The 11,835-nt window shown below is 66.9% G+C and carries 15 protein-coding genes; 6 read left to right on the top strand and 9 right to left on the bottom strand.

Annotated elements, in window-relative coordinates:
* From JWN21_RS08535 to thiS, 9 genes are all read right to left on the bottom strand, one after another.
* Positions 1–301 (bottom strand): nucleotidyltransferase substrate binding protein (locus tag JWN21_RS08535; RefSeq protein WP_299648398.1); only part of this gene is annotated, 301 nt, incomplete at its 3' end.
* Positions 302–937, bottom strand: coding sequence for a CoA transferase subunit B (locus JWN21_RS08530; protein WP_299648396.1), 636 nt, complete (start codon positions 935–937; stop codon positions 302–304).
* Complete coding sequence (locus JWN21_RS08525; RefSeq protein ID WP_299648393.1) at positions 937–1,380, bottom strand: hypothetical protein; 444 nt, start codon at positions 1,378–1,380, stop codon at positions 937–939. Before JWN21_RS08525 ends, JWN21_RS08530 begins: the two co-directional genes overlap by 1 nt.
* Entirely contained in the window at positions 1,380–1,727 is a 348-nt protein-coding gene (locus JWN21_RS08520; RefSeq protein ID WP_299648390.1) for a DUF5076 domain-containing protein, read from the bottom strand. Before JWN21_RS08520 ends, JWN21_RS08525 begins: the two co-directional genes overlap by 1 nt.
* Complete coding sequence (locus JWN21_RS08515; RefSeq protein WP_299648387.1) at positions 1,724–2,455, bottom strand: CoA transferase subunit A; 732 nt, start codon at positions 2,453–2,455, stop codon at positions 1,724–1,726. Before JWN21_RS08515 ends, JWN21_RS08520 begins: the two co-directional genes overlap by 4 nt.
* A gap of 53 nt (positions 2,456–2,508) precedes the next feature.
* On the bottom strand, positions 2,509–2,904 hold the full coding sequence (locus JWN21_RS08510; protein WP_299648384.1) for a hypothetical protein: 396 nt from the start codon (positions 2,902–2,904) through the stop codon (positions 2,509–2,511).
* A gap of 46 nt (positions 2,905–2,950) precedes the next feature.
* Positions 2,951–3,871: an SMP-30/gluconolactonase/LRE family protein gene (locus JWN21_RS08505; protein WP_299648381.1), complete on the bottom strand. Its 921-nt coding sequence runs from the start codon at positions 3,869–3,871 to the stop codon at positions 2,951–2,953.
* Between the two features lie 90 nt (positions 3,872–3,961).
* Positions 3,962–4,144, bottom strand: a complete 183-nt coding sequence (locus tag JWN21_RS08500; RefSeq protein ID WP_299648378.1) for a CsbD family protein — start codon at positions 4,142–4,144, stop codon at positions 3,962–3,964.
* 62 nt (positions 4,145–4,206) lie between these two features.
* Positions 4,207–5,214 (bottom strand): sulfur carrier protein ThiS, encoded by a 1,008-nt coding sequence (gene thiS, locus JWN21_RS08495; protein WP_299648375.1) that lies wholly within the window; start codon positions 5,212–5,214, stop codon positions 4,207–4,209.
* Between the two features lie 78 nt (positions 5,215–5,292).
* Here thiS and aroQ point away from each other — a divergent pair, with 78 nt between their 5' ends.
* The 6 genes from aroQ (at position 5,293) to JWN21_RS08465 (ending at position 11,267) form a co-directional block, all read left to right on the top strand.
* Entirely contained in the window at positions 5,293–5,724 is a 432-nt protein-coding gene (gene aroQ / locus JWN21_RS08490; RefSeq protein WP_299648372.1) for a type II 3-dehydroquinate dehydratase, read from the top strand.
* 12 nt (positions 5,725–5,736) lie between these two features.
* Positions 5,737–6,207: an acetyl-CoA carboxylase biotin carboxyl carrier protein gene (gene accB / locus JWN21_RS08485; RefSeq protein ID WP_299648369.1), complete on the top strand. Its 471-nt coding sequence runs from the start codon at positions 5,737–5,739 to the stop codon at positions 6,205–6,207.
* Positions 6,207–7,556, top strand: coding sequence for an acetyl-CoA carboxylase biotin carboxylase subunit (gene accC, locus JWN21_RS08480; protein WP_299648366.1), 1,350 nt, complete (start codon positions 6,207–6,209; stop codon positions 7,554–7,556). The genes accB and accC overlap by 1 nt, the downstream gene beginning before the upstream one ends.
* A 236-nt stretch (positions 7,557–7,792) precedes the next feature.
* On the top strand, positions 7,793–8,131 hold the full coding sequence (locus JWN21_RS08475) for a P-II family nitrogen regulator (RefSeq protein WP_299648363.1): 339 nt from the start codon (positions 7,793–7,795) through the stop codon (positions 8,129–8,131).
* Between the two features lie 119 nt (positions 8,132–8,250).
* Positions 8,251–9,663, top strand: a complete 1,413-nt coding sequence (glnA, locus tag JWN21_RS08470) for a type I glutamate--ammonia ligase (protein WP_299648360.1) — start codon at positions 8,251–8,253, stop codon at positions 9,661–9,663.
* A 302-nt stretch (positions 9,664–9,965) separates the two neighbouring features.
* Positions 9,966–11,267, top strand: coding sequence for a M20/M25/M40 family metallo-hydrolase (locus JWN21_RS08465; protein WP_299648357.1), 1,302 nt, complete (start codon positions 9,966–9,968; stop codon positions 11,265–11,267).
* Positions 11,268–11,835: the final 568 nt, after the last annotated feature.

The raw sequence follows: 11,835 nt of genomic DNA, 5'->3' as shown, positions 1-11,835 counted from the left end.
AGCGCTCACCGACCACCTTACCAAGCAAGTCCATGTGAAGGTCGTCGAACACGGCCAAAAAGCGGACACGAATGTCTTCAATCACCTGTTCGAACACCTTAATGCTATAGACATGTGACATCTTGTTGCGGGCGTCGAGCGCCTCCATCCAAACGTCACCATTCCGAATGATCTTAGCGGCGAAGGCCTCCCTGATTACGCTCTTCGGAGTAACAGTCGCCAGAACAATACCCTGCTCTTCTAGTACATTCTTGTCAAAGCGATACTGCCATCTCGGCTTCTCGGGCTGGTTCGCAATCATTCAGCCATCATACCGCGCGGTCGTCTTCGCCGCCACCTCGTCCGCCGTCACCCCGTCGGCCAGCTCCACCAAGCGGAACGGCGCACCGTGGTCCGGTCGCGAGAACACCGCCAGGTCGGTGACGATCATGTCCACCGAGTTCTTCCCCGTCAGCGGCAGCGTGCAGCTGGGGATGAACTTCGGCGAGCCGTCCTTGGCGGTGTGCTCCATCACGACGATGATCTGCTTGACGCCCGCGACCAGGTCCATGGCGCCGCCCATCCCTTTGATCATCTTGCCCGGGATCATCCAGTTGGCGATGTCGCCGCCTTCGGAGACCTCCATCGCGCCCAGCACCGTCAGGTCGATATGCCCGCCGCGGATCATCGCGAAGGAGTCCGCGGAGCTGAAATACGCCGTCTGCGGCAGCTCGCTGATTGTCTGCTTGCCCGCGTTGATCAGGTCGGGATCGACCTCGTCGTCATAGGGAAACGGGCCGATGCCCAGCATCCCGTTCTCCGACTGCAGCGTCACCGTCATGCCGGCGGGGATGTTGTTCGCCACCAGTGTCGGGATGCCGATGCCGAGGTTGACGTAATAGCCGTCGCGCAGCTCCTTGGCGGCGCGGGCGGCCATCTGGTTGCGGTCCCATGGCATCAATGCATTCCCTTGAGATGTGGCCAGGTCCGCCACAGACCGATCAGATGGACGACGCCGATCGCCAGCACCACCAGCGACGACCAGAACAGAAAGGCTGGCGAGAGGTCCGGTCGGCTCATCGCTGACGGGAAGAACAGCGCCAGGCCTCGCACCAGGTAGATCGCGGTGATCGCCACCAACGCCGTGCGCAACAGCGGCCACGGGCGAGTCAGCCCGGCCCCGGAGAAGGCGAACGCGGCCCACACTGCCAGTACCGCCGCGATCGCCAGCGTCAGTAGCGCCGGCACCGAGGAGCCGCGCTCCGCCGCGCGCGCGATCGACTCGCCCGCGCCGAAAAAGCGGTACCAGTCCGGCCCCCCGACGATGCAGACCAGGTGGAGCACCGACGCGGCAGCGCTGAGCGAACCCGCCACCAGCAGCCACGGCCTGCCCTCGCCCATCAATTCAGGTCCTGTGGCCTGGTGTAGGTGATGACGTCGGCGTCGGCGGGCTGCGCCAGGTCGCCCGGCGTGTCGGTCGGCTTGGCGCGCTCGGCATCCAGCCCCTCCCAGATCCGCTCCTCCGCATGCTCGACCGGCACGTTGACCGCCGCCGCCCACGCCCGCGCGCCGTGCCGCACCGCGTCGGCGAGCGCCATGCCGAACAGGAACGGATCGGCACCCAGCTGGGCGGGGTTGAGAAAGCACGCCATCGGGCCGTCCGTCTTCGCCCACATGCGCAGGAACTCGCGGCCGTCTTCCAGCAACGCGGCATGGGGCACGAGATTGATCGGCACCGGCTTGCTCATACCTCGCTGCCTGCCGCAGCACTGGCTGGCTCGCGCGTCCGCACGGTCCTGAACTCGATCTTCTTGTCGTAGGGCGCGCCGACGATCATGCGCTTCACATAGATGCCCGGCAGGTGGATCGCGTCGGGATCGAGGCTGCCGGTGGGTACCACCTCCTCCACCTCGGCGACGCAGATCCGGCCCGCGGTCGCCATCGGCTGGTTGAAATTGCGCGCAGTCTTGCGGAACTGCAGGTTGCCGCTCTCGTCCGCGCGCCAACCCTTGATGATCGAGAGATCGGCGCGGATGCCGCGTTCCAGGATATAGTCTTCCCCGTCGAACTGCTTCACTTCCTTGCCGTCCGCCACGAGCGTGCCGACGCCGGTCTTGGTGTAGAAGCCCGGGATGCCCGCTCCGCCCGCGCGGCAGCGTTCCGCAAGCGTCCCCTGCGGGCAGAACTCCACCTCCAGCTCGCCGGACAGATACTGGCGCTCGAACTCCTTGTTCTCGCCGACATAGCTGGAGATCATCTTGGCGACTTGTCGGGTGCGCAGCAGCTTGCCCAGGCCCTCGCCATCGATGCCGGCGTTGTTGGACGCGATCGTCAGCCCGGTGACGCCGCTCGCCTGGATCGCGTCGATCAGCCGCTCGGGGATGCCACACAGGCCAAACCCGCCCGCGCAGATCGTCATGCCGTCGTGCAGCAGGCCGTCCAGCGCGGCGGCGGCATCGGGGAAAAGCTTTTTCATGGCCGACGGGCTTAGTGCCGCCCCGCCGCGAGGGTCAAGCGAGCGCGGTCGCCCTAGCTCCTGCGCGGCAGGCGATAGGGCACGAAGTCACCCAGGATCACGAACCCGCGCTGGAAAGTCGACCCGCGGCTGACCAACTCGACCGAGTCGATCCTGCACAGCTGCGATCCGAACTGGCGGGTGACCAGGATATCATCGTCGCGCAGCGCCTCCGCGCCGGAGCGCGGGCGGTTGACCCACAAGGTTCGCCCGTCACGATAGACGATCGCCGTGCCGTCGATGATCTGGCTGGAGCTGGTCCAGCGCGGCGAGATGCAGCCGGTAGGCTTCCCCGCCTCGCGACCGGCAAGCAACGTCGCCAACCGGGCGTCGGGGGACTGACGCGGCGCGGCGGCGGCGGGAGCAGCCAGGGCAACCGCGGCGAGCAGGGTGGAGATCATCGTGCGCATGACGCGCTCCTTGCCACGCGGAGGCTGAACCGACGCTGACCTGCGACTACCCGACATGGGCGAGCCGCAGCCCCGGTCGGGGCCAGCGCGCCTTGACCAGCCGGCCCGAGCCCGAACAGCAGACATAGGCGTCGCGCATGTCCTCGCCACCCCAGCAGATGTTGGTGGTGAACACGTCGTCGGTGGGCACGAAGTCGACCAGCTCACCCGCGGGCGAGACGACGGAAATGCCGCACTCGCCGATCGTCGCGATGCAGATGTTGCCGCATTCCTCCACGCCCAGCGAATCGAAGAACTTGTACCCGGCCGGGCGATACAGCGGCATTGCCGCGCCGCCTGGGCCGGCGGCCTGATCCACCTCGCCGGGTGCCGTGACGCGAAACGCCTGCAGGCGGCAGGTATAGGTCTCGGCGGCGTACAGCGTGCGGCCATCGGGCGACAGGCCGATGCCATTGGGGTTCTCGCTGGGGAAGATCACCTCCTTCAGCATCGAGCCATCCGCCTTTGCGTAGAAGATGCCGGTGACGTCACGCTGGCGTTCGCGAGTCTTGCCGTGATCGGTGAACCAGAACCCGCCCGCGTCGTCGAACACCAGGTCGTTCGGGCCGCGCAGCGTGCAGCCGAAATCGCCGTCGCGGTACAGCGTCTCCACCGCGCCGGTCGCCAGGTCGATGCGCTCGATACGTCCGCCGGAATAGTCGTCGGCCTGGCCGTGGGGCGTGAGATGACCGTTTCGCTCGAGGTAGTTGAACCCGCCGTTGTTACAGCAGTACAGCTTGCCGTCGGGGCCGAGCGCCAGGCCGTTCGGACCACCGCCGGGGGTAGCGACGATGTCAGTCGTCCCGTCGGGATGAACGCGCGTGATGCGGCCTTCGGCGATCTCGACCAGCACGACCGACCCGTCCGCCATCGCCACCGGGCCTTCGGGAAAGCGCAACCCACTGGCGACGGTGGTCCATTCGGTCATGCTCGCTCTCCTGGTTTTGCGGAGAGGCTAACGCAAAAGGCCGCCCCGGTCACCCGGAACGGCCTCCTGAAATCTCGGTCCGTGGCCCGGTCAGATCTTGTCGCCGAGCGCGCCCTTGATCGAACCCTTGATGTCCTGGCCGGTGCCCTTGAGCTGCTGGGCCTCGCCCTCGGCCTTCAGACCGGCGTCATGGTTGCTCTCGCCGACGCTTTCCTTGACGTTGCCGGCCAGCTTGTTGGCAGCGGCCGAAACCTTGTCCGTGAACTCGCCCATCGGGAACATCCTCGCATCGGAATTGACCCAAACTAAACGGCTTGCCCGAGTGGATGTTCCGGTCAGATCAGTCCCGCCAGCGGGCTCGACGGGTCCGCGTACCGCCGTCGCCCCATCCGGCCGGCGCGATAGGCGAGCCGCCCCGCCTCCACCGCCAGCCGCATCGCCGACGCCATCGCGATCGGGTCCTTCGCCTCGGCGATGGCGGTGTTCATCAGCACGCCGTCGCAACCCAGCTCCATCGCCACCGCCGCGTCCGACGCGGTGCCCACGCCCGCGTCGACCAGCACCGGCACCCCTGCGCCCTCGACGATCAGCCGGATCGTGACCTGGTTCTGGATGCCCAGCCCCGACCCGATCGGCGCGCCCAGCGGCATGATCGCCACCGCGCCGGCCTCTTCCAGCTGCTTCGCCGCGATCGGATCGTCGACGCAGTACACCATCGGTTTGAAGCCCTCCTTGACCAGGACCTCGGTGGCGATCAGCGTTTCGCGCATATTCGGATACAAGGTCCGCGCCTCGCCCAGCACCTCCAGCTTGACGAGGTCCCAGCCCCCCGCCTCGCGCGCCAGCCGCAGCGTGCGGATCGCGCTGTCCGCGTCGAAGCAGCCGGCCGTGTTCGGCAGATAGGTGAAGCGTTTTGGATCAATGAAGTCGGTCAGCATCGGCGCGTTGCGATCGCTGACATTGACGCGCCGCACGGCGACGGTGACGATCTCCGCGCCCGAGGCTTCCAGCGCGGCGGCGTTCTGCGCGAAATCCTTGTACTTGCCCGTGCCGACGATCAGCCGCGAGCGGAACGTGCGACCAGCGACCGTCCATGTGTCGGTGCCGATCGCCGATTGGTGATCGCCCCCGCCGACGAAATGGACGATCTCCAGCTCGTCGCCGTCCTCGACGCATACCTGCGTCAGCGTCGACCGGGGCACGACCTCCAGGTTGCGCTCCACCGCCACTTTTTCGGGCACGAGCCCCATGTCGGTCGCCAGTTGAGCCAACGTCAGCCCGGCCATGACGCGCTTGTGCTCGCCGTTGACGGTGATGGAAACAGTGCCGTCGGTGTGGGGCATTGGTGCGCTCGTTCTGTTCGGGCTAGGACAATGGCGGACTAGACCCTCCTCATAGTTTTGCCAGCCGAAAGCCGCCTTATGCCTACCATCTTCGTCCTGAACGGCCCCAACCTGAACCTGCTCGGCACGCGCGAGCCGGAAGTCTATGGGTCGGATACGCTCGACGACATCGCCGGCCGGCTGGAGGATCGCGCGCGTGTACTCGGCCTGGAGATCGATCTGCGGCAGTCGAACCATGAGGGACATCTGGTCGACTGGCTCCACGAGGCGCAGGCGAGCGACGCGCGCGCGGTGCTGCTCAACGCGGGCGGCTTCACCCACACGTCCGTCGCGATCCACGATGCGATCAAGGCGGTGCGCACGCCGGTGATCGAGGTGCATCTGTCCAACCCGCATGCGCGCGAGCCCTTCCGTCACACCAGTCTGGTCGGCCAGGCGGCGCGCGGTACGATCGCGGGCTTTGGCGCGCTGTCGTACCTGCTCGCGCTTGAAGCCGCCGCGCGGTTCTGACAGGACAAGCCCATGCCAGACCGCACCGTTGACGTCGACTTGATCCGCCAGCTCGCCGAGCTGCTCGATCAGTCCAGCCTGACCGAGATCGAAGTGGAGGACGAGGGCGTGCGCATCCGCGTCGCGCGGACCGCCGCGTCGGTGTCGGCCGCGCCGCAGGTCGTGCATCATGCCGCCCCGCTTCAGGGGACCCCGCCCGCCGGCACGCCGGTCGCGGCGGAGACCGGCGCCTCTGCGCCCGCCACCACGGCCAGCGCGGTCCGCTCGCCGATGGTGGGCACGGCCTATCTCTCGTCCGATCCCGGCTCCAAGCCATTCGCCGGCGTCGGGCAGACGGTCGCGGCCGGCGACACGCTGCTGATCGTCGAGGCGATGAAGGTGATGAACCCGATCGTCGCGCCCAGCGGCGGCACGGTGACCGCGGTACTGGTCGAAAACGGTCAGCCGGTGGAGTTCGACCAACCCCTCATCGTCGTCGAATAATGCGCAAGATCCGCAAACTGCTGATCGCCAATCGCGGCGAGATCGCGCTGCGCATCCACCGCGCCTGCCACGAGATGGGGATCAAGACGGTCGCGGTGCACTCCACTGCCGACGCCGATGCGATGCACGTCCGGTTGGCGGACGAGGCGATCTGCATCGGGCCGGCGGCGGCGACAGACAGCTACCTCAACGTCGCCAACATCATCTCCGCCGCCGAGATCAGCGGCGCGGACGCGATCCATCCCGGCTACGGCTTCCTCAGCGAGAATGCGCGCTTCGCCGACATCGTCGAGCAGCACGACATCCTGTTCGTCGGCCCCAAGCCCGAACACATCCGCACCATGGGCGACAAGGTGGAGGCCAAGCGCACCGCCGGCGCCTTGGGCCTGCCGCTCGTCCCCGGCTCCGACGGCGCGGTCAGCGACGTGGTGGAGGCGCAGGAGATCGCGCTGCACATCGGCTACCCGGTCATCATCAAGGCGGCATCCGGGGGCGGCGGGCGCGGCATGAAGGTCTGCACCAGCCCGGACCAGCTCGAGACGTTGATGAGCCAGGCCGGCAGCGAGGCCAAGGCCGCGTTCGGCGACGCCACTGTGTACCTCGAGAAGTACCTCGGCAATCCGCGCCATATCGAATTCCAGGTGTTCGGCGACGGCAACGGCAACGCCATCCACCTGGGCGAGCGCGACTGTTCGCTGCAACGCCGCCACCAGAAGGTGCTGGAGGAGGCCCCCTCCCCCGTCATCACGCCCGAGGTCCGCGAGCACATGGGCGGCATCGTCGCCAAGGCGATGGCCGACATGGGCTATCGCGGCGCGGGCACGATCGAATTCCTCTGGGAAGCAGGCGAGTTCTACTTCATCGAGATGAACACGCGGCTGCAGGTCGAGCACCCGGTGACGGAGATGATCACCGGCATCGATCTGGTCCGCGAACAGATCCGGATCGCGGAAGGCGAACCGCTGTCGTGTCGGCAGCAGGATGTGCAGTTCCGTGGTCACTCGATCGAGTGCCGGATCAACGCCGAGGACCCGCGCACCTTCGCGCCCTCGCCCGGCCTGGTGAAGCAGTTCCACGCGCCAGGCGGGATGCACGTCCGCGTCGATTCCGGACTGTACGCCGGCTACAAGGTGCCGCCGCATTACGACTCGATGATTGCCAAGCTGATTGTCTACGGCACCACCCGCGACCGCTGCATCGCCCGCCTGCGCCGCGCGCTGGAGGAGTTCGTGATCGAGGGGCCGACGACGACGATCCCGCTCCACCGCGACCTGATCGAGGACCCCGAGTTCCGGGCGGGCACGTACACGATCAAATGGCTGGAAGAGTGGCTGGCGAAGCAGGCGTGAAGGTATGCTCTTGCTTGCCTTCTCCGGCGGAAGCCGGGGCCTAGCCGGCCTCGCCGCGGACTGGGTCGCGGCTTCCGCAGGGAAGGGATGCCAACCGAACAGGCAGCTCACGCCACCATGCCCGAATTTGCAGCACCTCTGTCGCCCCAAATCCCCATTGCCCCTCCTGCGCTTCGCTGGCACGTTCCGTGCAACGCGCCCGCCGGGCGGGTCATGAGCGTCAGGGTGGAGTACGAGTGAAAAAGATCGAGGCGATCATTAAACCGTTCAAGCTGGACGAGGTGAAGGAAGCGCTGCACGAGATCGGCGTGTCCGGCATCACCGTCACTGAAGCCAAGGGCTTCGGACGGCAGAAGGGCCACACCGAGCTGTATCGCGGCGCCGAATATGTCGTCGATTTCCTGCCCAAGGTGAAGCTGGAGGTCGTCGTCGAGGACGGCCTGGCCGAACGCTGCGTCGAGGCGATCGCGGCCGCCGCGCAGACCGGGCGCATTGGCGACGGCAAGATCTTCGTCCTCCCCGTTGAATCGGCGCTCCGCATCCGCACCGGCGAACGCGACGACGCGGCGATTTGAAAAGCTCTCCCCTCCCGCACAGCGGGAAGGGGTCGGGGGGTGGGCCTACTCCTCCCCGCCACGACATTCCCACCCCTAGCCCCTCCCGCAAGCGGAAGGGGGACTAAGAAGGAAACACCATGCCGAACACCGCATCCGACGTGCTGAAGATGATCAAGGACCAGGAGATCGAGTGGGTCGACCTGCGCTTCACCGATCCCAAGGGCAAATGGCAGCATCTGACCATGGTCGCCGGCCTGATGGGCGAGGACGAGTTCGACGATGGCCTGATGTTCGACGGCTCCTCGATCGAGGGCTGGAAGGCGATCAACGAGAGCGACATGGTGCTGAAGCCCGATCTGGACGCGGTCTATACCGACCCGTTCTCGGCCACGCCGATGCTGATCGTGTTCTGCGACGTGGTCGAACCCGAGACGGGCGAGCTGTATTCGCGCGACCCGCGCTCGACGGCCAAGCGCGCCGAGGCGTATCTCAAGCAGACCGGGATCGGCGACACCGTCTATGTCGGCCCCGAGGCCGAGTTCTTCATGTTCGACGACGTGCGCTTCGAGAACAGCTACAACACCAGCTACTACCGCATCGACGACATCGAGCTGCCGACCAACACCGGCCGCGAATATGAAGGCGGCAATCTGGGCCATCGTCCGCGTGCCAAGGGCGGCTACTTCCCGGTCGCTCCGGTCGACTCGGCCGTCGACATCCGTGGCGAGATGGTCTCGACGATGATCGAGATGGGCCTGCCCTGCGACAAGCATCACCACGAGGTCGCCGCCGGCCAGCACGAGCTGGGCCTGACCTACGGCACGCTGACGCAGACCGCCGATCGGATGCAGATCTACAAGTACGTCGTGCATCAGGTCGCGCATGCCTATGGCAAGTCCGCCACCTTCATGCCCAAGCCGATCAAGGAAGATAACGGCTCGGGCATGCACACGCATTTCTCGATCTGGAACGACGGCAAGCCCAGTTTCGCCGGCAATGGCTATGCGGGCCTGAGCGACATGTGCCTGTATTTCATCGGCGGCATCATCAAGCACGCGAAGGCGCTCAACGCCTTCACCAACCCGTCGACGAACAGCTACAAGCGGCTGGTGCCGGGGTACGAAGCGCCGGTGCTGCTCGCCTATTCGTCGCGCAACCGTTCGGCCTCGTGCCGGATCCCGTACGGCACCGGTGCCAAGTCAAAGCGTGTCGAGGTGCGCTTCCCCGATGCGCTCGCCAACCCGTATCTCGCCTATGCCGCGCTGATGATGGCGGGCTTGGACGGCATCCAGAACAAGCTCCACCCCGGCGAGGCGATGGACAAGAACCTCTACGACCTGCCGCCCGCCGAACTGGCGAACGTCCCTACGGTCTGCGCGTCGTTGCGCGAGGCGTTGGAATCGCTGACGGCGGATCATGACTTCCTGCTACGCGGGGACGTGTTCTCGAAGGATCAGATCGAGGCTTATGTCGAGACCAAGTACGCCGACGTGGCGCGGTGGGAGATGACGCCGAGCCCGGTCGAGTACGATATGTACTATAGCGGCTGAGCGCGGCTACGCCCGCGCGGTGCCGCCGCCGTACGGCTGGCGGCACCGCCGCTATCGGCCTGCCTCGCCAAAGCGAGGTCTGACGTCACGGCGCGGCTTTGCCGCGTCGCGGTCGCTCACGGCGTGCCTGTCTGTAATCCTTCCCGGCGAAAGCCGGGGCCGAGTTCGGTGCACGGCGCGGATCGGTGCTCGCGCACCGAAATCCTTTCGGGGCTGGGCCCCGGCCTTTGCCGGGGAAGGGAAAAAGGGGGCAGACCATCGGCAACCCTTTCGCGAGCGAGCAAAACCGCTACCCTGCACCGATGCTCCGCCTCCTCGCCCCCGCCCTGCTCCTGGCAACCGCCGCGACGGCTCAGCCGATCCCCGCCGACCGACTCCGCGCCGCCACCACGGCGGACACCGCCCGCAACGAGGCGCTGCTGGAGCGGCTGGTCAACCAGAACTCCGGCACGCTCAATGCCCCCGGCGTAAAGGCCGTCGGCGACATCATGCGCGCGGAGCTTGAGCCACTCGGTTTCCAGGTCCGCTGGGTCGACATGAGCGCGGCCAAGCGCTCCGGCCATCTCATCGCCACGAAGCGCGGCGGCAAGCGAGGCAAGCGTTTGCTGCTGATCGGCCACCTCGACACGGTGTTCGAACCGTCCTCGCCCTTCCAGCGCTACAGCCGGGAGGGCACCCGCGCCACCGGCCCAGGCATCGGCGACGACAAGGGCGGGCTGGTCGTGATCGTCGGCGCGTTGCGCGCGATGCGAGCGGCAGGCACGCTCAAGGCCGCCGACATCACCGTCGTCCTGACGGGCGACGAGGAACGCCCCGGCCAGCCCACTGCCACCGCGCGCGCCGACCTGATCGCGGCGGGCAAGCAAGCCGATGCAGCGCTCGAATATGAGAACGTCGCCTCCGAAGGGGGTCGGGATTTTGCGACGATCGCCCGACGGTCCGGCAGCGCTTGGCAGCTGACCGTCACCGGCCGCACCGGGCACTCGTCTGGCGTGTTCAACCGCAGCCTGGGCTTTGGCGCGATCTACGAGACGGCGCGCATCCTCGACACGTTTCGGCGCGAATTGATCGAGCAGCATGCGACCTTCAACGTCGGACTGGTGGCGGGTGGCACGCCCGCTGCGATCGACGCCAGCGGTACGGCCGTCACCGCGACCGGCAAGACCAACATCGTCGCCTCGACCACCATCGCCCGCGGCGACCTGCGCACGCTCACGCCAGAGCAGGATGCGCGTCTGCGGGCGCGGATGGGCACGATCGTCGCCGACAACCTGCCGGGCACGTCGGCCAAGCTGGAATTCTACGACACCACACCGCCCGTCGCACCCACCGATGGCAATCGCGCGCTGCTGGCGACGCTCAACGCGGTCAATGTCGAGCTTGGCCTGCCAGAGATGCCCGAGTTTGATCCCGACAAGCGAGGCGCCGCCGATTCGGGCTTCGTCGCCGCCGATGTGGCGGTGCTCGGCGGGCTAGGGGCGGTCGGCGGCGGAGCGCATGCGGACGGCGAGTGGATCGACCTTTCCAGCCTGCCCCGCCAGGCGCTGCGCAGCGCGGCGCTGATCGGTCGGCTGGCGGCACAGCCGCGCGGGCGTCGCCCCTAGCAAAAAGGGGCCACGCACGACCCCTTTTCCATCGATTACCACATCAGGTCACCCCACCCGAGTTACGGGCCGGTGGGCGCGTCCTTCTTGTTGTCGCAGGTCGCTCTCTTCCTCGCTGCTCGACGCAGCGCGAACCGAAGACGAGACGCAGGGCGCAGCCATCGCCGGGGCCACGGTCATGGTCGCCGCCGCCGCCGCCATCAGGTATTTCGCTACTCGCGTCACCTGAGATCATGGCTTCAGCCAACACAGGCGAACCACCTATGCCAATGCTTCGCAAAGCAGAACCACGGTGATCGATGTTGGTAGCGAAGGAAAGCTACCCCCGTAAGCGCCAGAAGAGGCGTTCCATCAAAACGTGACATTTGCGCGGCCGCTCGGCCGCCGCCGGTACCCGCGACAGCGCGGTCCTCCCTGAGGGCCGCGCTTTTTCGCGTCTGCGCCTGAGCGCCGACGCTTCCCCGCTCTGCACGTCAGCGGCGGCTGTCCACCTGCGGGCAGCCGGCGCTTTCGTGCGTCCAGTCGCCTTCGAGCCAAAAGGGCCGAACCGATGTCGAATGACACGGCG

The sequence above is a fragment of the Sphingomonas bacterium genome (assembly GCF_028292945.1).
Lineage (GTDB): Bacteria > Pseudomonadota > Alphaproteobacteria > Sphingomonadales > Sphingomonadaceae > Sphingomonas.
The sequence above is the reverse complement of the archived record's forward strand: the minus strand, read 5'-3'. Positions and strand labels throughout refer to the sequence as shown.

Excerpts from the sequence above, each read along its gene's own strand:
- aroQ (WP_299648372.1), top strand. The coding sequence starts at position 5,293 with ATGCCTACCATCTTCGTCCTGAACGGCCCCAACCTGAACCTGCTCGGC.
- JWN21_RS08515 (WP_299648387.1), bottom strand. The coding sequence starts at position 2,455 with ATGAAAAAGCTTTTCCCCGATGCCGCCGCCGCGCTGGACGGCCTGCTG.
- JWN21_RS08525 (WP_299648393.1), bottom strand. The coding sequence starts at position 1,380 with ATGGGCGAGGGCAGGCCGTGGCTGCTGGTGGCGGGTTCGCTCAGCGCT.
- thiS (WP_299648375.1), bottom strand. The coding sequence starts at position 5,214 with ATGCCCCACACCGACGGCACTGTTTCCATCACCGTCAACGGCGAGCAC.
- JWN21_RS08520 (WP_299648390.1), bottom strand. The coding sequence starts at position 1,727 with ATGAGCAAGCCGGTGCCGATCAATCTCGTGCCCCATGCCGCGTTGCTG.
- JWN21_RS08465 (WP_299648357.1), top strand. The coding sequence starts at position 9,966 with ATGCTCCGCCTCCTCGCCCCCGCCCTGCTCCTGGCAACCGCCGCGACG.
- JWN21_RS08510 (WP_299648384.1), bottom strand. The coding sequence starts at position 2,904 with ATGCGCACGATGATCTCCACCCTGCTCGCCGCGGTTGCCCTGGCTGCT.
- glnA (WP_299648360.1), top strand. The coding sequence starts at position 8,251 with ATGCCGAACACCGCATCCGACGTGCTGAAGATGATCAAGGACCAGGAG.
- JWN21_RS08500 (WP_299648378.1), bottom strand. The coding sequence starts at position 4,144 with ATGGGCGAGTTCACGGACAAGGTTTCGGCCGCTGCCAACAAGCTGGCC.
- accC (WP_299648366.1), top strand. The coding sequence starts at position 6,207 with ATGCGCAAGATCCGCAAACTGCTGATCGCCAATCGCGGCGAGATCGCG.
- accB (WP_299648369.1), top strand. The coding sequence starts at position 5,737 with ATGCCAGACCGCACCGTTGACGTCGACTTGATCCGCCAGCTCGCCGAG.
- JWN21_RS08505 (WP_299648381.1), bottom strand. The coding sequence starts at position 3,871 with ATGACCGAATGGACCACCGTCGCCAGTGGGTTGCGCTTTCCCGAAGGC.
- JWN21_RS08530 (WP_299648396.1), bottom strand. The coding sequence starts at position 937 with ATGCCATGGGACCGCAACCAGATGGCCGCCCGCGCCGCCAAGGAGCTG.